A 19,344-nucleotide genomic window follows, 5' to 3' on the forward strand; every position below is an offset into this window, starting at 1 on the left:
CACTAAAATGCTGTTTAATGGTTAGCATGAGCGAGCTGACGATCCCACACATCCACCACCGCCACGTCGACGTCGACGGGCTGCGCATCTTCTACCGCGAAACCGGCCCGGCCGACGCCCCCGTCCTCCTGCTGCTGCACGGTTTCCCGTCCGCCTCTCACCAGTACGCCCGGCTGCTCGACGCGCTCGGTACCCGCTACCGCCTGATAGCCCCCGACTACCCGGGCTTCGGCCACAGCGACAGCCCCGCACCCGACACCTTCACGTACCGCTTCGACACCCTGGCCGACGTGATCGAGGGCTTCTGCCTCGCCCTCGGCCTGGACCGCTTCGCGCTGTACGTATTCGACTTCGGCGCCCCCGTCGGCCTGCGCCTGGCCACCCGCCACCCGGAGTGGGTCACCGGTCTGGTGGTCCAGAACGGCAACGCCTACGAGGAGGGACTCTCCGACCAGGCGCGGGAGTTCATCGCCAACCGGCGAGGCGTCCCGGGCGCCGGGGAGGCCGCCCGCTCGATCCTCACCCTGGAGGTCACCCGCAGCCAGTACGAGGGCGGTACCGGCGACCCGAGCCTGGTCGCCCCCGACGGCTGGACCCTCGACCAGCACTTCCTCGACCTGCCCGGCCGCAAGGACATCCAGGTCGAACTGGCCCTCGACTACTTCTCCAACGTCGAACTCTACCCCGCCTGGCAGGCCTGGCTGCGGGCCAACCAGCCGCCCACGCTGATCCTTTGGGGACGCAACGACCCCTTCTTCACCGAGCCCGGCGCCCGCGCCTACCTGCGCGACCTGCCCGCGGCCGAGCTGCACGTGTTCGACACCGGGCACTTCGCACTGGAGGAGAAGCTTCCCGAAATCGCCCCGCTGATCGACGACTTCCTCGCGCGCACACAGAAGTAGCCGACGGTCCAGGGTCGTTCAGCCGTGGCAGTGTTCAGTCGCGGCGCAGCAGGTACGTGACGAAGCCGAGCGTCCCCCGGTAGCCGTGCAGCCACTCCGCCCGGTGCCGGTCGGCGGCTTCCCGGGCGGCCGCCGCGTCCGGATGGTCCGGGTGGTCCAGCGCCCACTCGGCCAGCGAGCCCGTCCAGGCGAACTCGTAGTCGTCCCACTCCCGCTCCGTACTGACGTACCCGGACACCGGCGTCCAGCCGTCCGCGAGGACCCGGTCGGTGGTCGTCGCCAGATCCGCGAACTCGTCCCGGGTCGCACCCAGCCCGTCCAGGGCGGCCCGGGACGGATCGCGCTGCCAGAATCCCTCGCCGACCAGCAACCGGCCACCCGGGGCCAGGAGTTCGCGGGCCGCCGCGAGCGTCGGAAGCAGTCCGCCGAAGGCGTGCGTGGAACCGACGCACAGCACCAGGTCGAAGGGCTCCTTCGAGGTGAACTCCCGTGCGTCCAGGTGGTGCAGGCCGATCCGGCGCACGACGCCGAGAGCGGTCGCGGTCTCCCGTGCGCGGGTCAGGGCCAGGGCGTCCAGGTCCACCCCCACGGCCTGCCAGCCCGGGCGCGCGGCCAGCGCCCGGACCAGCCAGGCGCCCTCGCCACAACCGAGGTCCAGCGCCCGGCCGTCCTCCTTCCCGGCCGTCGCGCGGTCCAGCAGACGGGCCACCGACTCGTCCGCCAGCGGGGCAGCGATCGGGTGGTGGGCATGGGCGAGGCGGGAGATCTGCTGACGGTCCATCCGAGCAGTATGGAGCCGATCGGCACACGACGCCGGGGATTCCCCCGGTCCGCGGGGGAGGACGCCTGCTCGCGGGCGTGTACAGGGGTCACGCCCGCGAGTAGGTCCGGCCCTTCCACGCCGCGCCCCGGCCGCGCCAGTGCTGCACCGCCGAGTCGACCGTCATCAGCAGGTACAGCCCCGCCGTGAACGGCAGCAGCACCACGGCCGGGGCCGGCTGCCCGTAGTACCGGACCATCGGCAGGTACGTCCCCGCCATCAGCGCCCACGCCGCCCCACCCGCCACCGCCACCACCGGCGCCCCGGCCACCAGCCCGGCCACCGTCGCCACCGGCGGCACCAGGTACACCAGCGCCAGCCCCAGCACCGTCCCGAGCAGCAGCAGCGGCGAGTGCCTCAGCTGGGCGTACGCGCTGCGCGACACCATCCGCCACAGCTGTTCCAGCCGCGGGTACGGGCGGACGCTGTCCACCTCCCCGGCGAGACCCAGCCAGGTCCGGCCGCCGGTGGACTTCACCGCCCGGGCCAGCGACACGTCGTCGATCACCGCGCCCCGGATCGCCGCCACCCCGCCGGCCCGCTCCAGCGCCTCGCGCCGCACCAGCGAGCAGCCGCCCGCCGCGGCCGCCGTCCGGGCACCCGGACGGTTGCTCCGGCGGAACGGGTACAGCTGGGCGAAGAAGTACACGAAGGCCGGCACGATCAGGCGCTCCCAGCCGGTCTCCACCCGCAGCCGGGCCATCTGCGACACCAGGTCCAGGCCATTGCTCTCGGCCGCCGCCACCAGCTCGGCGAGCGAGTCCGGGCCGTGTGCGATGTCCGCGTCCGTCAGCAGCAGGTACTCCACGTCCGGACCGGCCAGCTCCACCCCGTGCCGCAGCGCCCACAGCTTGCCCGTCCAGCCAGGCGGCAACGGGGGAGGCGTGGTGACGGTCAGCTCCAGCCCGTCGATCGTCCGCAGCTCCGCCGCCAGCGGGCCCGTGCCGTCCGAGCTGTGGTCGTCCACCAGGATCACCCGCGCCCGCCCCGGGTACTTCTGCGCCAACAGCGTCGGCAGACTCACCGGCAGCACCGCCGCCTCGTCCCGGGCCGGCACCACGATCGCCGCCTGCGGCCAGCGGACCGGCGGGCGACGCGGCGGCAGCCGCACGTCGGTGCGCCAGAACAAGCCGTGGCAGCACGCCAGCCAGAGCCAGACCAGCAGGGAGAACGCGGCGATCCACAGCAGGACGGTCACCCCGGCAGTCTGCCGCAGAACAGGGCCGAGCGGGCGGATCGACTAAAGTCTTGACCCGTGAAGATCGCACTGATGGACTCCGGAATCGGCCTGCTGGCCGCCGCCGCCACCCTCCGGAAGCTGCGCCCGGACGCGGACCTGGTGTTGTCCTCCAACCCGGCCTCGATGCCCTGGGGGCCGCGTACGCCCGAAGAGGTCACCGAACTGGCCCTCGGCTGCTGCCGGGCCGCCGCCGCGCTCGAACCCGACGCGCTGGTGATCGCCTGCAACACGGCCTCCGTCCACGCGCTCGCCACCCTGCGCGCCGAACTGGAGCCCGGACTGCCGGTGATCGGCACCGTCCCGGCCATCAAGCCCGCTGCCGCACTGGGCGGCCGGGTCGCCATCTGGGCCACCCCGGCCACCACCGGGAGCGCCTACCAGCGCGGACTGATCCGCGACTTCGGCGGGACGGCGGACGTCACGGAGGTCGCCTGCCCGGGCCTCGCGGACGCCGTCGAGCACGGCGACGACGACGCCATCACGGCCGCCATCGCCGACGCCGCCGCCCGCACGCCGGCCGGCACCGACGTCCTCGTGCTCGGCTGCACCCACTACGAACTCGTCGACGACCGCATCCGCGCCGCCGTCGCCCCGACCGCGTCCCCGGCGCTCACCTTGCTCGGCTCCGCCGACGCCGTCGCCGCCCAGGCCCTCCGTCGCGTCAGCGACCCCACCCGCACGGGGACGGGCACCCTCACCGTGCTTCACGCCGGCCTCCCCGCCGTACTCCCGCCGGCCGCCGCCCTCTACCCACAGGGCAACGCGCTGGCCACCCTCATCGGCTGATCCATCCCGGCAACGGCGGCCACACATCAGTCCCACGTGGCGGCGATTTCGGGACCCAACAGCCGGATTCACACACAAAGCGCCAGACACGGCGCGGCGCCCTGAATACCCGCAAATGGGCTTCGCTGCCGATTTCCGTTGCGCGATGAAGAAAATCCGGGCCGCCCCATTTCCCGCAGGAAATGCCGACAGATCCGCTGCCCGGCACTTCTATCCGCGTAGATGCGCCGCCCCCACCGCCCGACCCGGCAGCCACAGGAAGTCGGCCCGGCCGACTTCTGGTGGGAGCTGCCTGCTGGTGGCCGGTCCGGCGGGCCGGGCCGCAGTGCGCTGCGCAGGAAGTCGGCCGATCCGAACTCCTGTGTCCGGCGACGTCGCCCAGACTGGATCTACTCGCATAGAAGGCTGGGCCCTGCCTGTCTGCCTGTCGCGCGCGGGAAGTCGATCAGGCCGACGCCCTGTGCAGGCCGGCGCCCGCGGCCAGCCCGGCGGGTGACCTGCGATGCGCCGCATGGAAGGCGGCCCAGTCGACCCCTCGCGCGAGCTGCCTGCTGGTGGCCGGTCCGGCGGGCCAGGCCACAGTGCGTTGCGCAGGAAGTCGGCCGATCCGACTTCTCGCGCGACGGCCATCCGGTACTCGCCTGAGCCCGTGGCCGTGGGCGCGTTCGATGGGCGGGGTGGGGGTGCATTGCACTGGGAGTCGACCAGGTCGACTTCTGGGGCGAGCTGCCTGTGCTTGTGGGCACCCTTGCAGGCCGGGTTGCGGTGCGCCGCACAGGAAGTCGGCCGATCCGACGTCCCGTGCTTGGCGGTGCCGGCCTGTCTGCAGCGGCGCTGTATCTACTCGCGTAGACAGCCTGCTTGTGGTGCGTGAGAAGTCGACTGGGCCGACTTCTTACGCATCGGTCACCCCGTGCTTGTGCGGGGGCTGGTGCGGGCCCGCCTGCCTGGTGGGCGAGGGCGCGGTGCGCTGCACAGGAAGTCGGCTGGCCCGACTTCCTGTGCCCGGCGATGTCCCGGGGCGGCTGCGGCGCGCGCTGTCTACTCGCGTAGCGGGCCGCTCGGCTTGCGGGGTGCGAGAAGTCGGCCTGGCCGACTTCCTGCGCGGGGTGGGTGCCGGATCGCCCGCCGCCGGCGGCTTGGAGTGTTGGCGCGCGGGGAGTCGATCGGTTTGACTTCCATGCCCGGTAATGTCCCGAGGCTAATCCGCGGCAGCCTTCTACTCGCGTAGACATGACGCCGTGCACAGGAAGTCGATCCAGTCGACTTCCTGTGCACGCGCTACCCGCCGCACGCGCTACCCGCGTAGATATCCCTCAAGGCACCATTTCCGTGCCCTATTGGCATTTCGAATGACTGTCGGGCACGCGCCGGGGGTCAGGCGACGGCTTGGCGGCGCCAGCGGCGGTAGGCGGGTTCGAGGCCGGAGAGGATGGTGTCGAAGCGGCGGGTGCTGGTGGTGGAGTCGACCTGGAGGCGGCTGATCTGGAGGGGGTGGGAGGGGAGGCGGGGGCCCAGGCGGTGGTCGGAGAGGAAGCCGAGGCGGTAGCCGAGTTCCTGCAGGACGGTTTCGGCACGGGGGTCGTGGCCACCGTCCGGGTAGGCGAAGGCGGTCGGCGGCTCGCCGAGCCAGCGGGTGAGGGCCTCGTGGGCGCCGGTGATCTCGGCGCGGACGGTGTCGTCGTCGCAGCGCCCGAGGCACGGGTGTCCCTGGGTGTGGTTGCCGATCGCGACGCCCCCGTCCCGCAGGGCGAGGAGGTCGGCGGGGGTGAGCTGTTCCTGGCGGGGCGGTCGGCGGTCGGCGCTGACGCGCAGCTCGTGGAGGCTGCGTCGGCGGTCCGGGTCGGGCATGGCCTTGAGTCGGCGGAGCAGCTGGGACGGGTGACCGCAGTCGAGCGAGCGGGCGCGGCCGCCGTGTCGGGCGAGGAAGTCGGCCTCGTGCCACCAGAACGGTCGCTCGGTGCCGATGAGCTCCGAGATGACGAAGGCGGTGGCCGGAATGCCACGGGCGTCGAGGGCGGGCAGGGCGTGGGTGAGGACGCTCCGGTCGGCGTCGTCGAAGGTGACCAGGACGCTCCGGGGCGGCAGTGGCCGCCGCTCGGTCACGGCCTGGAGGACGGCGGTGAGCGACACGGGAGTGGCGAGCCGCTGGAGCCGGTCGAGTTGGGCGCCGAACGACCGGTGGTCGGTCACCCCGTGGTACGCGAGCACGGCGAGGCGCTGGGCGGCCCGGGCCCGGAACAGCGGCTGGACGGGGGCGAACCGCAGCCATTCGCCCCGCGCGTCCTGCTGTTCCGTCTCGACGGTCAGTCGGCGACGGCCCCCGCCGTGCCGGCTCACCTCGTGCCGGTCCGCAGCCCACCTGACAGGGGGCGGCAGTGCGCGCACGCCGGGCATGGGCCTGGCGCGGGCCATGGAGATCGATGTTGTGGACTGGGACTGCGGCACGGTTCCCCCTCGTTCGCCGAGCGGCGTGGCGGTACCGCCGGAGGACGGAGCCCGGCCTCCGACTCCAGGGGTCGGCGGCTCCGCCCCTGGACTTTCCTGTTCTCGGTGGGGGGTTCACACCCGTCCCTCGAACGGCTCCTGGATCACTCAATGCCATTGAGACCGTTGCACCGCGGGGATGGTTGTACCGGGGGGACGAGGATTTTTCGTGGACTGATTGTGGAGTAGGAATGCGCATCCGGGGGCATCGGGCGCCGCTTCGGTGGGGCCCGGATCGGCCGCCGTGTCGCCCCGCAACCACCCCCGTAGCCACCCCCGCCCGACCCCGGACGGGTACCGATCCGTCGGTCGCGCAGAGTGTTCGATCCTGCACTCCCTGCGGGCTGCCTCCCGCTTCGGCCCGGGGTACCTTGGGCTCATGGCAGATGCGGACCGTGACCCCTTCCACTTGCACGGCGCTTCTCGGATGGCTCGCGTGTGCAGTGGCGGAGCCCTGGTCACCCACCAGCTTCCGCTGGCCGTGGTGGGTGTGGCCTGCCTGGCGGCGGGGATCGTCGTGGCGGTGCTCGTTCCGGACAGTGGCGGCCCGGCCTGGGCGATGGCGGTGGCCGGCTGCCTGGCGGCGGGTGTCCTGCTGCTCGGTCGGATCGCCTTCGGTCACTTCCGTGACCGGCGCCGCGCCGCGCTCTAGAGGCGGACGAGCCGACCGGACGACACGGGCCGGAGGCGCCGGCCGGAGAACACTGACGGGGCCACCCGCCCGCTCGCCCGTATGTCGATCGCGTTCGGAATTTCGAAACGGCAGATCGAGCGAAATTGGTCAGACCGACCGAATATCGTCCTGTCGGACAATCTCCCGCCCCCTTCTTTCACCATTCTTGGACGGCGGCTTCATCACGCCTCTACTGTGAATGCGTTCTTCCGGCTCGAAGCGCCGTAGAGGGGGAGCGATGAGCGGCAGATCGGATAGTGCCATGTCCACCTCATGAAACGCGGTGGTGATCTCGCCCTCGCCGCCCTGGCCGCGATCGTCGCGCTACCGCTGGCCGTACTGATCGCCGTCCTGCTGCGCTGCACCAGCGGTGGCCCGGTGCTCCAGCGGCAGACCCGAGCCGGGCAGCACGGCCGCGAGTTCCAGATCCTGCGCTTCCGGACGGGTGGGGACAGCGGGTTCGGCACCCTGCTGCGCCGCACCGGCCTGGAGGAGCTGCCGCGGCTCTGGAACGTCGTCCGCGGCGAGATGGGGGTGATCGGCCCCCGACCGGCCCGGCCCGATCAGGTGGGCCGCTACTCCTGCCGCGAGCGCGCCCGGTTCGCCGTGCGCCCCGGGCTGACCGGCTGGGCCCAGCTCCACGGTCATGCCGCCGAACTCGATCTCTGGTACGTCGAGCACCGCTCCCTCCGGCTCGACCTGCACATCCTCGGCCTCACCGTCCTCGCCTTGGTGCGCCCGACCACCGACCGGCTGCGCCCCACCGGAGACCCACCGCGCCGACCTGGTTGAGCAGACCCGGCCGCCCCGACCCGGCCGACTTGGCCGACCCGAGCCGCTCGAGCGGACCCGGACCACCCGACCCCGGCCGACCCCACCCCGGCCGGCAGCCGCCCCGATAGGCTGCGCCACATGGCAATTCCCCCCTTCCTCGCCGACCTCCGCTCCCTCGTGGGCCACCGCCCGCTGTGGCTGAGCGCCGTCGTCGCCGTCGTGCTGGACGATCGCGACCGGGTGCTGCTCGCCCGCCGAGCCGATGACGGCCGCTGGGCGCCGGTCGGCGGGATCCTCGACCCCGGCGAGCAGCCCGGCGACGGCGTGGTGCGCGAGTGCGAGGAGGAGACCGGCGTGGTGGCCGTGCCCGAGCTGCTGGCCTCGGTCACCGTCTCGCCGCAGGTGACGTACCCGAACGGCGACGTGACGCAGTACCTGGTGCTGACCTTCCGCTGCCGTGCGGTCGGCGGCGAGGCGCGGGTGAACGACGACGAGTCGCTCGAGGTCGGCTGGTTCGCGCTGGACGAGCTGCCGCCGATGATCGAGTCCGAGCACGAGCGGCTGCGCCACGCGCTGGAGTGCGAGGGCCCGGCGGTCTTCACCTGGGAGGGCCAGGAGCGCCCCTGACCGGCCGCGGGCGCGGCACCCGGTCAGCCCTTGTGCTGCCGGTAGGCCTCCTCGGCCGCGTCCAGCACCGCCGCCAGGTCGCCGCCCGCCGCCGCGGTCGCGGTCGCGGCCACCGCGCCTTCGACGAACGGGGCGTTGGCGAACCGGACCGGGAACGGCAGGCCGTGCTCGTCGGCGTCGGACAGCAGGGCGCGGACGGTGGTGACGGCCCCGCCCAGGTCGGCGAGCACCACGACGCCGTGGCCCTGGTCCACCCGGCGGGTCGCGGCGGCCACCAGGACGGCGCTGATGCCGGGCCCGTTCGACGGGTCGCCGCCGGTCGCGGAGATCGGGGCGGGGGAGTCGGATCCGGTCAATGCGAGCGCGAGGTTGCGTACGGCGGTGGCCAGTTCCTGGCTGTGCGAGACCAGGACGATGCCGACCCGTCCGTGCGTGGGGGGCCGGGCGGGGGTCGGCCGGGGCAGTGGCGTGGCCGAGGGAGGCGTACGGGGTGCCGGGGGGTGGGCCGAGGGGGCGTCGGAGATGGGGATGACGTCGGCGCGGGTGCCGTCCCGGCGGCTCATCGGCTGCTCCCTTGGGCGGTTCGGTGGGTGTTGGGGTGGGCGGGGTCGTCGGCGGTGCGGTCCGGCCCCTGGGGGCCGCGGAGGGCTCTGTACGGTCGGAGGGGGCGCTCTCCCGCGCTTGCCGGCCCGGGCGGCGCCCTGGCAGCACTCTGGCAGCTGCCCGCCGCCCCCGCCGGTCGGGACACGCCTCGACCTTTCCGCCGCGCCTCGAGCCGCCCTCCGGCGGCGCCCGTCCATAGCCGGAGGAGTCCTCGTCAACCCGCTGACCGGGGCCGGGCGGTGTGGCTAGGCTGGGCCCGGAACATCGTCGGGAGGAGATCGGTCAGTGGCAGTCAACACTGGGACGGACACGGAGGCCGGTGGCGCGCAGCCGGGCCTGGCGCCGAGCGGGAAGCCGAGGGTGGACTTCACCGGCGCGGAGTGGCTGTGCAGCAGCCAGGGGGTCGGAGACGTCCAGATCGCGTTCGTGGACGGGTACATCGGGATGCGGGACGGCCGCCAGGAGGACGGGCCGGTCCTGGTCTTCACGCCGGCGGAGTGGCGGGCGTTCGTGCTCGGCGCCCGGGACGGCGAGTTCGACCTCACCTGAGCCGCTCGCCTGAGCCGCCTCGAGCTGCTTCGAGCCGCTCGCCTGAGCCACTGCGGAGCGGGCTCCCGGAACCGACCGGGGGCCCGCTCCGCAGGCGGTTTTCCGGTCGGAACATCACAACTGATGATCTATTGAGCGTGCCCCGTCAGAATTTCTGTTGACTGTTAGACAAACGCAGCTCAAAGTATGAGCACAGGCAGACGCCGTGCCCACCGCCCCCACGCGGCCAGACACGGCGCCTGCTGTGCGGCCCGGCAGCGTTGCCAGGCCATCCTCCCAGTCATCCCCTGCGCACCGGGGTGCGTCGGCCGGTCCCGGCCCACAAGGGGCCGGCAGTCGCCGGGAGGCTGGCGCCGAACCCGAGAGCGACTCGGATCGCGGCACCGATGCTCGGGACCCGCACGCCCCCACGCGGCGGCGTCCCGAGCAGATCCACGGGAGCGACGGGCCGGGGCCCCGCGGATCTGGCTTGTGATGCATGGAACTGTTGGCTTGTGTTTGTGCTGTGTGCGACGACGAAGCTGGGTGCTCGGCAGTTCGGCACGACAAGTGCACGGTGAGGGATACGCGGGTAGGGCCGCGTTGCGACATGCCGTCCCCCCGGAGGGTGAAAACCAGAACGGCTGTCGTGCTGAACCGAACGTAGCCCGGACGGTTGCTCAGAGTCAACATTGGTCTCTGAGCGTCGATGCTCCCGCCCGCCCCCCGCCGGTGCCCCACCCACCCCACGAGCGCGGTGTGCCGGACACGTACGATGTTCCCATGTCTTTTCTCCGCCGTCGCTCCGGACAGCCCGCCGGCCCGGACTTCGACGTGCTCGCGATGGACCCGGGCGACTGGCCCGGTGACTTCGGTGCGGCCATGATGACCGGCCCGGACGGCTCCTGCCAGGGGATTTTCCTGCGCTACGACCTGTTCGGCGGCAGAGGCCCGGCGATGTTCATCGGCAACCTCCCCGAAGGTTCGCCTGCCCGGGAGACCGGCGACGACGTGCCCTTCGAGGTGCGGCAGCTGCTCGCGGCGCTGGAGAACGACGAGTCGGTCGAGTTCGTCTCGGCCGAGGACTTCCCGGTCATGCTCGGGGACGACCTGCTGATCGTGAAGAAGGTCAAGGTCAGCGAGGAGCGCGTGTTCTGCGCCCAGTTCGGCCGCAGCGACGGCGTCCTGGTCACCATCGCGTCCTGGGACCGACCGATTTCGGACGACCTGTATCAGCTGCTGAAGCCGCTCCCCGCGGACATGTTCCAGCAGGGCTGATCCTCCGGGATCCCCGGGGCTGCCGGCGGCGTTCGTCCGGCGCCCGTCCGGCGCCCGCCCGGGGGCCGGATGCCGCTTGACGGTATCGATCAACGGTTCGTACAGTCGCGAACATGCCGTGCCGTCTTCCGCTGCTGACCCGTCGCAGGCATCTGGATCTGCGGCGCACCGCCAGCGCGGTGTGTCCGGGCCGCTGAGGGGGCTCCGTCCCCCGGCGGCGGGTGGTCGGCCGGGTCCGGTCGACGCCGAAACCCGGGGGCGGGCCGTGAACTGACCTCCGGGGCCGCCAATCGGTACCGCGCGCCCGTGCGGCGTGCCGCCCGCATCCGTCGAGCCCACGCTGCCGCCCGGAGGCACAGCATCATGACGACCCGCGCCGCCAACCGTTCGTCCGTCGACCGTTCGCCCGAGGAGCACCCTTCCGGCGACCGCCCGCTCGACGACCGGCCCTCCGCCGGCCGCTCCCGGACCGGTTCGCCGGCGTCTTCGCCGCCGTCGACTTCCGGCCAGGCCGATTCAGGCCGTCCGACATCCGGCCATCCGACATCCGGCCAATCGGCATCCGACCATCCGACGTCCGACCATCCGACGTCCGACCGCGCGGCGGTCGAGACCGCGCTGGCCGGGTTGCCCCGGGTGGTCGACCTGCTGGCCGCCCGCGCCGAGGAGCACGACCGCGACGCGACCTTCCCGTACCAGGGCATCGAGGCGGTCCACGAGGCCGGACTGCTCACCCTCACCGTCTCCCGCAAGTACGGCGGACCGGGCGGCTCGCTTGCCGACACCGTCCGGGTGCTGTCCCAACTCGGCCGTGGGGACGCCTCGGTGGCCGTGGTCACCGCGTTCACGCTGCTCCGGCATGCCGAGCAGGCCCGCCTCGCCGACTGGCCGGCGGCCGGCTACCGGCGACTGATCACCGAGTCCCGGCGTGGCCCGGCGCTGGTCAACACGCTGCGGGCGGAGCCCGGCGCGGGATCGGGCGAACTGCCCGAGACGGTCGCCCGGCGGGACGGCGACGGCTGGCTGCTGACCGGCCGGAAGACGTACTGCACCGGCGCCGAGGCGCTGGCCTGGATGGCGGTGACCGCGCGGACCGAGGAGGAGGAGCCGAGGATCGGGACCTTCCTGGTCCGCGGTGAGAGCGAGGGTCTCGAGATCGATCCGACGTGGGACCAGCTCGGCCTGCGCGCCAGCGCCAGCCATGACGTCGTGCTGGACGGGGTCCGGGTGCCGGCCGACCTCGCACTCGGCCTCGGCGCCCGTGAGTCGAAGGACGCCGACGCCGACGCCGAACTCTCCCGCGCCTGGCACGATCTGGCCCTCTCCGCGGTGGCGATCGGTGTCGCCCGGGCCGCCGAGTCCTGGCTGGTCCGCTTCCTCAACCAGCGCACCCCGGCCAACCTGACCGAGCCGCTCGGCATCCTGCCCCGCTACCGCTGCGCCCTCGGCGAGATCGAGGCGCAGCTGATCGGCGCCGAGGAACTGGTCGAGGGTCTGGCGCCCCGGGTGGACCGGGGCGAGCCGGACGCCGTCGCCCGGACCGGACCGGCCCACCTGCTGGCCACCCGTGCCGCGACGACGGCGGTCCAGCAGGCCGTCGCCCTGACCGGCAACCCCGGCCTGAGCCGACGTCACCCGCTGGAGCGGTACCTGCGGGACGTGCTCAGCAGCCGGGTGCACCTGGCGTCGGACGAGACCGTCCTGGAGGCCGCCGGCCGGGCCGCCCTGGAGCGCGGCGCCCGGCCGTAGCACGCCTGGTCGTACGACGCGCGGCGGTAAAATGCCCGGCCGGGCAGGCCGGTTCGGACCCGAACCACCGGGGACGGCGGTTCAGCGCGTCCCGACCGCGGCCCGGACGGCCCGGCGGGCGAGCGCGGCGTCGTCGTAGAGCCGGCGGATCATGATCCGCTGCTCCTCGCCGGCGCCCGGCACGTCGTACAGCCGGATTTCCCGCATCAGTACCAGCACCAGGTTCACCAGGAACGCGTCCCGGGCCAGCGTGCCGCCGCTCTGGGCGAGTTGGCTGATCTGACGGCGCGCCGCGGTGTCTCCGGAGAGCACGCTCCACAGCACCGCCAGGTCGTAGCCGGGCAGGTACCAGCCGGCCTGCTCCCAGTCGACCAGCACCGGGCCGGACGGCGCCAGCAGCATGTTGCTGAGCAGGGCGTCGCCGTGGCAGAGCTGCAGCGGGGTGTGGCCGAGGCCGTGCAGCAGGCCGCGCAGGTCGCCGGCGTCCCGGTCGGTGAGCTGGCCCACCGAGTGGTAGCGGGCGATCTCCCACTGGTAGTCCAGGCGCGGCTGGAACACGTCGGTCGGCGGCCGCCACAGGTTCAGCGTCCGGACGGCGGTGAGCAGCGCCCGCACCTCGCCCGGGGTGGGCGCGTTGACCGGGTGGCGCTCCCGGGCGGCCGGGCGGCCGGGGATCCGCTCCATGACCAGTACGCAGCGGTCGTGGTCGGCCGCGACCAGCCGGGGCAGCCGCACCGGCGGGCGGTGCCGGACGAACGCCCGGTAGACCGCGACCTCGTGGTGGAAGTCGGCCACCAGCTGATCGAAGTACTCACTCCGCACCGCCTGCGGCGCCAGGCACTTGGCGACCACCGGGGCCCGCCCGATGGTGCCCGCCACCAGGATGTGGCGGCTGCCCTCGCGCAGGACCTGGCGCGGGGTGAACGCGGGACATATCCGCGCGATGCTCGCCAGCGCCGCCCGTACCGACGGGGTCTGCAGCGCCGACGGGTCGATCCGCTCCGCTCCGCCGGGCTGGCCGGGGCGTCGGGCGCGCAGCACCTGGCCGTCGGCCTGGCGGGCGAGCGGGAGCCGGCTGCCGACCGGCGGGGCGGCCTCGGGGCCGCGCAGCCCCAGTGCGGTACGGCCGGTGGGGCCCAGCGCCGTACGGCCGGCCGGGACGACCCGGGTGTCGGCGGCCCGGCCCTCGACGCCGCGCGGAGCCACCGGCCGGCTCGCCGGGGGCGCCTGCTTGGGGCCGGGCCGGCCGGCGGCTGCGGTGGGGGGGCGCAGCGCGGTGCGGGTCGCGGTCGGCGTGGGGGTCGTCGCTGAGGAGTACATGGGCTGAGGGTGGTCCCTTCCGGTCCGTCGGCGGGTGCGGCCCCGCGGGGGCGGGGAGGGCTGGTGCCGTGTGCTTCCTGGCGTGACGGCGGCCCTGCGGGTGGTGCGGTACGGCGTTGGGTGGTGCGCCCCCGCGGGGCGGGGGAGTACGCCGTCGCGGTACGGCGGGTGGTGCGCGAGCGCCGGGCACGGACGCGGGGTCAGGAACCCCTGTTCGGCTGTGCTCCGGCCGTCCGCACCCTGGGGAATGCGGTCGGCCGGACTTGCCGTGGCCGTGCCCGGCGCTCCCGCGCCACCCGGCCGCGCCACCCCCTCGGGTGAGGACCGGGAGCGTCCCGTGACACCGTCGGGGGACTGCCCCGACGCTGGTGGGACGCCGCCCGACCCGGGGGGCGAGGTGGCGCACCCCTACAACACACCCCTCGGGCACTGGCTTAGTAGTCTGGCGGGCCCTGGCGAACGGTGGCGAATGCTCGCCTGGCACTTGCCGGAGCCTCTAGCCTCGAAGGAGCCGAGGAACCTGGGGGCTTCATTGAGCAGGGGACCCAACACCCGACTCGCCGATCTGTTCGTCCTGACCGGATGGTCCAAGGGCGAGCTCGCGCGGCTGGTCAATCGTCGCGGTGCCGCGATGGGGCAGATGCAACTGTCCACCGACACCTCGAGGGTACGACGTTGGATCGAGCAGGGGGAGATCCCGCGCGATCCGGTGCCGAGGGTGCTGGCTGCCGTGTTCACGGAGCGGCTCGGCCGTGTCGTCACCACTGAGGACCTCGGTCTGGAACGACACCGGCCCACCAGGTCCGGAGCGGAGCCGTCCGCAGCAGTGCCGTGGTCGCCGGATCGAACAGCCGTGGTCCTCACCGAGTTCACGGGAATGGACCTCATGCTGAACCGACGTGGATTGGTGGGCGCCGGAGCCGCGCTCACGGCCGGGGCGGTCATCGCCGACTCGCTGAAGGGATGGCTGGGCGGGGACGCGGTCGCGTACGCGGCCGCCGTCCCCGGGCCGCGCCAGGTGATCACCGGGAGCGCGGCGCGCCCGGTGGTGGACGTGTACGACGCGGGCCCGGTCGGGCTCGATGAGGTGGAGTCGCTGGAACACTCGGTGCAGGTGTTCCGGGCCTGGGACGCGGCCCGCGGGGGCGGGCTGCAGCGCAAGGCGGTGGTCGGTCAACTCAACGAGGTCGGCGGTCTGTTGACGCACCGGCACCCGCCCGCCGTGGAGCAGCGGCTGTGGCTGGTCGCGGCCAACCTCGCGGTGCTGGCGGGTTGGATGTCGCACGACGTGGGCCTGGAGCCCACCGCCCAGCGGTACTTCGTGATCGCGGCCGAGGCGGCCATGGAGTCCGGCGACCGGCCGCGGGCCGGCGAGGCGATCAGCCGCGCCGCGCGGCAGATGGTCCACCTGGGCCGGGCCGACGACGCGCTCGACCTGATGTCGGCGGCGAAGGCGGCCGGTGGCACGGTGGTGCCCAGAACGCGCGCCATGCTGAACACCGTCGAGGCCTGGGCGCACGCCTCGATCGGGCACTCCCAGGACACCTACCGGCTGCTCGGCGAGGCCGAGGACCTGTTCGCCGAGGAGTCGCCGGAGCCGCCGCCGTCCTGGATGCAGGTGTTCGACGAAGCCGAACTGCGCGGCATGCAGGCCCTGGTGCTGCGCACGCTGGCCGAGCACGACCCGGCGGCGGCCCCCAGGGCCCGCAAGCGGGCGGAGCAGGTGATCACCCTGCGGGAGGGCACCGGGCAGCTGCGCTCGGCGTTGTTCGACCGGATCACCCTGGCCTCGGTGCACCTGATCACGGGCGAGCCGGACGCGGCCGAGCTGCAGGCCAAGATGGTGATGAACCTGATCGGCCAGAACTCCTCGCACCGGACCTGGGACCGGCTGCGCGAGATGTACCGGCTGACCGCGGCGTACCGGGGGCTGCCGGCGGTGGACGAGCTGCGGGCCGAGCTGGGCCGGGAGCTGCGGGCGGCGGACGCCAAGAACCGGCCGCGGCTGACCTGAGGGGCGGGCTGACGTGCGGGGCTGACGTCCGGGGCCGGGATGCGCGGTCCCGGGTGCGCCGGGGCGCCGCGGCTCAGTCCGGCGGTGCCGGGCGGAGCAGCATGCGCAGCGCGGTGACGGTGCCGTCCGCGCCGAGGACGGGTTCGCCCGCGCACTCGACGCTGTCGTGCCGTCCGCCGGGCCGGCGGATCCGCAGGGTGCCTGCGGCGACGCGGCCGTGCACCAGGGCGTCGGTCATCATCCGGCGCAGCAGCGGCCGGTCCGCCTCGGGGAGGCGGTCGGGCAGCCGGTCGAGGCTGAGCGGGCCGCGGCCCGGGTCGCAACCGAGGAGGAGGTAGGTCTCCGCGTTCCAGCGGATGCCGTCGGTCTGCAGGTCCCATTCGGCGGAGCCGAGGAGGCTGTCGTCGTTGCTGCCGCCGCCGAGGTAGGGGCCGGACGGCTCCTGTGCCGTGCCGTCCACTCTGCCGTCCGTTCCGCTGCCGGCTTCGCCGCCGGTGCCGTCGTCATGCGTTCCGCCGCCGGCGTGGCCCGGTCGGCCCGCCGTGCCCGTCGCACCCGCGCCTGCCGTGTCCGAGGTGCTTGCACCGGAGGCCTTCGAGCCGGAGCCGTTCGCGCCCGCCGGGGCGCCGTCCACCGTGGCGGTGCCCGGCGGGCGGGCGGCGCCTGAAGGCATGTTCATGGCGGGTCCATCGTTCGGTTCGGCCCGCTTTGTGCGGGTCGTTCGGGTTGTGAGAAGACTGTCGCACAGCGTCCTGACCCCCGTGGGCGATTTGGACAGATCGCAGGCAAAATTCCCCTGGCATATGCCACTGTGGCAGCAGGCTCCGTCGCCCTGTGTGCGGAAGGTGGCCCGAGGCGGTAACCTTCGGTGATTCCGGCGCCCGGGCGCCCACCGCAGTACCGACCAGAGACCCCGGCGACGGAAATCCCGTTGCCACTACGACCGCCGCAACGGATGCTGACCTCATGTTCGAGCCAGTGATAGCACCCAGTGCCAGCCTCCTAGGCCTCCTGCAGCGAGGCCGTGGTGACGGGCAGCTCCATGCGCTGGCCGCCGACCGTGCCGAGGCCATCGCCGCGCTGGAGGAGTGCGTCACCAGGGATCCGCGAGCCGACTGGCAGGTCGAGAGCCGCTCCCTCTACTACGCCCGTCTCTACATGGAGCTGGAGGCTCCCCTCGACGGCATCGAGGACCACCTCCACTCCGCCGAGGACCTCGTCACCGACGACGAGAGCCGTACCGGCCTCGCCCTCTCCGTCCTGGGCCACCTCGCCGCGTACGGCCGGCGCGACGCGCTGCTGATGCTGCGCGAGTACGCCGCCACGGGCGCCAACTGGGCCTGGGCCCTCGACGAACTCGCCCTGCGCGACGACGACCGGGGCCTGCTGCTGCTCGGTACCGCCGTGCTGGACCACTTCCCGCCGGGCCCCGAGGGCGACGCCGAACTGCGTGAGTTCATCCGCAACGCGTACGAGCCCCGGCCCTGGCGGCTGTGGGCGGCCTACCACCCGAGAGTGGCGGCGGCCAGTGAGCAGTCACCCTTCGACCTCTGGCAGCGGCAGATCAACCGCAGCGGCGTCACCCCGGGCTGGTCCACCGCCGACGTGCTGGCCTGGGCCGACCAGGGCGACCTGGGCGGCGTCGGCGTCGGCGCCTTCCTCGACCGGCCCGACGCCCGCCCGGAGCCCGCGCGCGACACCGAATCCCCGGGCAACGGCCCCGACGCGGTGGACCGCCGCGCCGCCGCGGCCGCCCGCTGCCTGACCGCCGTCGTCCGCCCCGAGGACCGTCCGGCGCTGCTGGAGGCCGCCCGCGACGGCCTGCCCGGCGCCCGCCGCGCGGCCCTGCGCTACCTGGTCGACCAACGGGACCCGGCCGCGGTCGAGCTGATCGAGACCGCCGCCGCCGACGTCGACGACCGGATCGTCCGGGCCGCCCTGGAACTGCTCGGCCGGATGCGCGGTCCCGAGGTGCTGGCGCAGGCCCGCCGCTGGGCCGACCCGGCCAGCGGGGGCGCGGACAGCGCGCTCGGCGAGGCCGCCGTCCAGCTGCTCGCCGACGCCGGGGGGCCGCAGGACGGGCCGCTGGTGGTCGCCGGGCTGCGCCGCTGGATCTCCGTGCGCGGGGTCGGCGGTACCGGGCTGGGGTCGTTGGTGGACGGTGCGGGGCGGCTGGCCGCCGCCGACGCCGTCCCGGTCCTGCGCCACATCTACGGTGAGGCCGCCTCCTCCGAGCTGCGCGGACGTGCCGCCCGGGCGCTCGCCGCCACCGACGTGCACTTTCCCGAGGGGCCGGCCGTCGAGTGCCTCTGGGACTGCGAGGAGTCGACGCGTGAGCTCGCCGCGCGCCACGTCGCCACCACGGGCGACGCGCGTGTGCTGGAGCGGTTGCGCAGGCTCGCCGCCGACCCGGCCGAGGAGGCCGAGGTCCACGCCGCCGTCCGCGGCCGACTGACCGCCGCCCGGGAGCCGCGCTAGGTCCTCGCCGTTCAGCGGGCCGGGACACCGACACGGTGTCCCGGCCCACTGCTTTCCGGAGCCGGCGCCTTCGGGGAGCGGTTCTGAAACGTGGTTCTACTTCTCAGCTCTGCTTCCGCGCTCCACTTCGCCGCTCCACTTCGCCGCTCTACTTCACCGCGCCCGCGTCCGGGGTCAGGACGCCGCCGGCCACCAGTCCGATGATCAGGATGCCGAGCAGCACCCGGTAGACGACGAACGGCAGGAAGCTGTGGCTCGAGATGTACTTGAGGAACCAGGCGATCGCCGCGTAGCCGACCGCGAAGGCGATCAGGGTGGCCAGGATGGTCGGCCCCCAGGCGGGTGCCGGGCCCTCGCCGATCTTGAACAGTTCCAGCGCCCCCGAGGCGAGCACCGCCGGGATGGCCAGCAGGAACGAGTAGCGGGCCGCCGCCTCCCGGCTGTAGCCGAGCAGCAGGCCCGCGCTGATCGTGCCGCCGGATCGGGAGACGCCCGGGATCAGCGCGAGCGCCTGGGCGAAGCCGTAGATGCCCGCGTGCGGCAGCGTGAGGTCGGTGATCGGACGGGCGTTGCGGACGGCGCGGGTGCGGTCGGCGAAGGCAAGGACCAGGCCGAAGACGATCAGTGTGGTGCCGATGATCCGCAGGTCGCGCAGATGGGTCTCGATGGTGTCCTGGAACAGCTTGCCGAGGATGCCGATCGGCAGGGTGCCGATGATCACGAACCAGCCCATCCGGGCGTCCGGATCCGAGCGCAGCGCCGGGCGGACCAGTGACCGCGCCCAGGTCTTCACGATCGAGGCGATGTCCCGGCGGAAGTAGATCAGCACCGCCGTCTCGGTGCCGAGCTGGGTCACCGCCGTGAAGGCCGCGCCCGGATCGTCCCAGCCCAGCAGCGCGGAGAAGACCCGCAGGTGGGCGCTGGAGGAGACCGGCAGGAACTCGGTGAGCCCCTGGATCAGACCGAGAACGGCCCCGTGGAACCAGTTGATCACCGGGCACCCGCCGCGGATATCCGTCGGGTGGGGGGCGGGGGCGGCAGGGGTGGCAGGGGCGGCATGGGCGG

Annotated in this window: 18 protein-coding genes; 11 read left to right on the forward strand and 7 right to left on the reverse strand. The window is 73.4% G+C overall.

The window, feature by feature from the left end; genetic code table 11:
- Nucleotides 1-26: 26 nt before the first annotated feature.
- A complete protein-coding gene (locus tag ACZ52R_RS34580) occupies nucleotides 27-902 on the forward strand; it encodes an alpha/beta fold hydrolase (RefSeq protein WP_465625467.1) in 876 nt (291 codons plus the stop codon).
- Nucleotides 903-936: 34 nt separating this feature from the next.
- On the opposite strand, the gene ACZ52R_RS34585 is transcribed toward ACZ52R_RS34580, so the two are convergent.
- Nucleotides 937-1,683: an SAM-dependent methyltransferase gene (locus ACZ52R_RS34585; RefSeq protein ID WP_465754790.1), complete on the reverse strand. Its 747-nt coding sequence runs from the start codon at nucleotides 1,681-1,683 to the stop codon at nucleotides 937-939.
- A gap of 88 nt (nucleotides 1,684-1,771) precedes the next feature.
- On the reverse strand, nucleotides 1,772-2,920 hold the full coding sequence (locus ACZ52R_RS34590; protein WP_360504954.1) for a glycosyltransferase: 1,149 nt from the start codon (nucleotides 2,918-2,920) through the stop codon (nucleotides 1,772-1,774).
- Nucleotides 2,921-2,977: 57 nt separating this feature from the next.
- Here ACZ52R_RS34590 and ACZ52R_RS34595 point away from each other — a divergent pair, with 57 nt between their 5' ends.
- Nucleotides 2,978-3,748 carry a glutamate racemase gene (locus ACZ52R_RS34595; protein WP_360504952.1) on the forward strand — a complete coding sequence of 257 codons (771 nt, stop codon included), beginning with the start codon at nucleotides 2,978-2,980 and terminating at the stop codon, nucleotides 3,746-3,748.
- 1,377 nt (nucleotides 3,749-5,125) lie between these two features.
- Here the strand turns inward: ACZ52R_RS34595 and ACZ52R_RS34600 are convergent.
- On the reverse strand, nucleotides 5,126-6,196 hold the full coding sequence (locus ACZ52R_RS34600) for a polysaccharide deacetylase family protein (RefSeq protein ID WP_465754791.1): 1,071 nt from the start codon (nucleotides 6,194-6,196) through the stop codon (nucleotides 5,126-5,128).
- 475 nt (nucleotides 6,197-6,671) lie between these two features.
- On the opposite strand from ACZ52R_RS34600, the gene ACZ52R_RS34605 reads away from it, so the two are divergent.
- From ACZ52R_RS34605 to ACZ52R_RS34615, 3 genes are all read left to right on the forward strand, one after another.
- A complete protein-coding gene (locus ACZ52R_RS34605) occupies nucleotides 6,672-6,887 on the forward strand; it encodes a hypothetical protein (RefSeq protein ID WP_360504948.1) in 216 nt (71 codons plus the stop codon).
- Between the two features lie 294 nt (nucleotides 6,888-7,181).
- Complete coding sequence (locus tag ACZ52R_RS34610) at nucleotides 7,182-7,700, forward strand: sugar transferase (protein ID WP_465625458.1); 519 nt, start codon at nucleotides 7,182-7,184, stop codon at nucleotides 7,698-7,700.
- A gap of 120 nt (nucleotides 7,701-7,820) precedes the next feature.
- The gene (locus ACZ52R_RS34615) at nucleotides 7,821-8,309 is read left to right on the forward strand and encodes an NUDIX hydrolase (protein WP_465625456.1); all 489 of its coding nucleotides are present in this window, start codon (nucleotides 7,821-7,823) and stop codon (nucleotides 8,307-8,309) included.
- Between the two features lie 23 nt (nucleotides 8,310-8,332).
- Here the strand turns inward: ACZ52R_RS34615 and ACZ52R_RS34620 are convergent, their stop codons facing one another.
- Nucleotides 8,333-8,872: a PTS-dependent dihydroxyacetone kinase phosphotransferase subunit DhaM gene (locus ACZ52R_RS34620; RefSeq protein ID WP_465754792.1), complete on the reverse strand. Its 540-nt coding sequence runs from the start codon at nucleotides 8,870-8,872 to the stop codon at nucleotides 8,333-8,335.
- Nucleotides 8,873-9,248: 376 nt separating this feature from the next.
- Between ACZ52R_RS34620 and ACZ52R_RS34625 the strand changes: the two genes are divergently transcribed.
- The 4 genes from ACZ52R_RS34625 (at nucleotide 9,249) to ACZ52R_RS34640 (ending at nucleotide 12,467) form a co-directional block, all read left to right on the forward strand.
- Nucleotides 9,249-9,461, forward strand: coding sequence for a DUF397 domain-containing protein (locus tag ACZ52R_RS34625; RefSeq protein ID WP_097239819.1), 213 nt, complete (start codon nucleotides 9,249-9,251; stop codon nucleotides 9,459-9,461).
- 762 nt (nucleotides 9,462-10,223) lie between these two features.
- Nucleotides 10,224-10,718 (forward strand): hypothetical protein, encoded by a 495-nt coding sequence (locus ACZ52R_RS34630; RefSeq protein WP_360504941.1) that lies wholly within the window; start codon nucleotides 10,224-10,226, stop codon nucleotides 10,716-10,718.
- A gap of 113 nt (nucleotides 10,719-10,831) precedes the next feature.
- Entirely contained in the window at nucleotides 10,832-10,915 is an 84-nt protein-coding gene (locus tag ACZ52R_RS34635; RefSeq protein WP_355211871.1) for a putative leader peptide, read from the forward strand.
- 439 nt (nucleotides 10,916-11,354) lie between these two features.
- Complete coding sequence (locus ACZ52R_RS34640) at nucleotides 11,355-12,467, forward strand: acyl-CoA dehydrogenase family protein (protein WP_465625453.1); 1,113 nt, start codon at nucleotides 11,355-11,357, stop codon at nucleotides 12,465-12,467.
- A gap of 81 nt (nucleotides 12,468-12,548) precedes the next feature.
- On the opposite strand, the gene ACZ52R_RS34645 is transcribed toward ACZ52R_RS34640, so the two are convergent.
- Complete coding sequence (locus tag ACZ52R_RS34645; protein WP_360504937.1) at nucleotides 12,549-13,787, reverse strand: aminoglycoside phosphotransferase family protein; 1,239 nt, start codon at nucleotides 13,785-13,787, stop codon at nucleotides 12,549-12,551.
- A 532-nt stretch (nucleotides 13,788-14,319) separates the two neighbouring features.
- Here ACZ52R_RS34645 and ACZ52R_RS34650 point away from each other — a divergent pair.
- Entirely contained in the window at nucleotides 14,320-15,801 is a 1,482-nt protein-coding gene (locus tag ACZ52R_RS34650; RefSeq protein WP_360504935.1) for a DNA-binding protein NsdB, read from the forward strand.
- Nucleotides 15,802-15,874: 73 nt separating this feature from the next.
- Here the strand turns inward: ACZ52R_RS34650 and ACZ52R_RS34655 are convergent, their stop codons facing one another.
- Nucleotides 15,875-16,480: a hypothetical protein gene (locus ACZ52R_RS34655; protein ID WP_465625450.1), complete on the reverse strand. Its 606-nt coding sequence runs from the start codon at nucleotides 16,478-16,480 to the stop codon at nucleotides 15,875-15,877.
- A 287-nt stretch (nucleotides 16,481-16,767) separates the two neighbouring features.
- Between ACZ52R_RS34655 and ACZ52R_RS34660 the strand changes: the two genes are divergently transcribed.
- Nucleotides 16,768-18,279, forward strand: coding sequence for a HEAT repeat domain-containing protein (locus ACZ52R_RS34660; RefSeq protein WP_465625448.1), 1,512 nt, complete (start codon nucleotides 16,768-16,770; stop codon nucleotides 18,277-18,279).
- A 148-nt stretch (nucleotides 18,280-18,427) separates the two neighbouring features.
- Here ACZ52R_RS34660 and ACZ52R_RS34665 read toward each other — a convergent pair whose 3' ends face one another.
- Nucleotides 18,428-19,270, reverse strand: coding sequence for an undecaprenyl-diphosphate phosphatase (locus tag ACZ52R_RS34665; RefSeq protein ID WP_360504992.1), 843 nt, complete (start codon nucleotides 19,268-19,270; stop codon nucleotides 18,428-18,430).
- Nucleotides 19,271-19,344 lie beyond the last annotated feature (74 nt).

The sequence above is a fragment of the Kitasatospora sp. NPDC034023 genome (genome assembly GCF_055575795.1).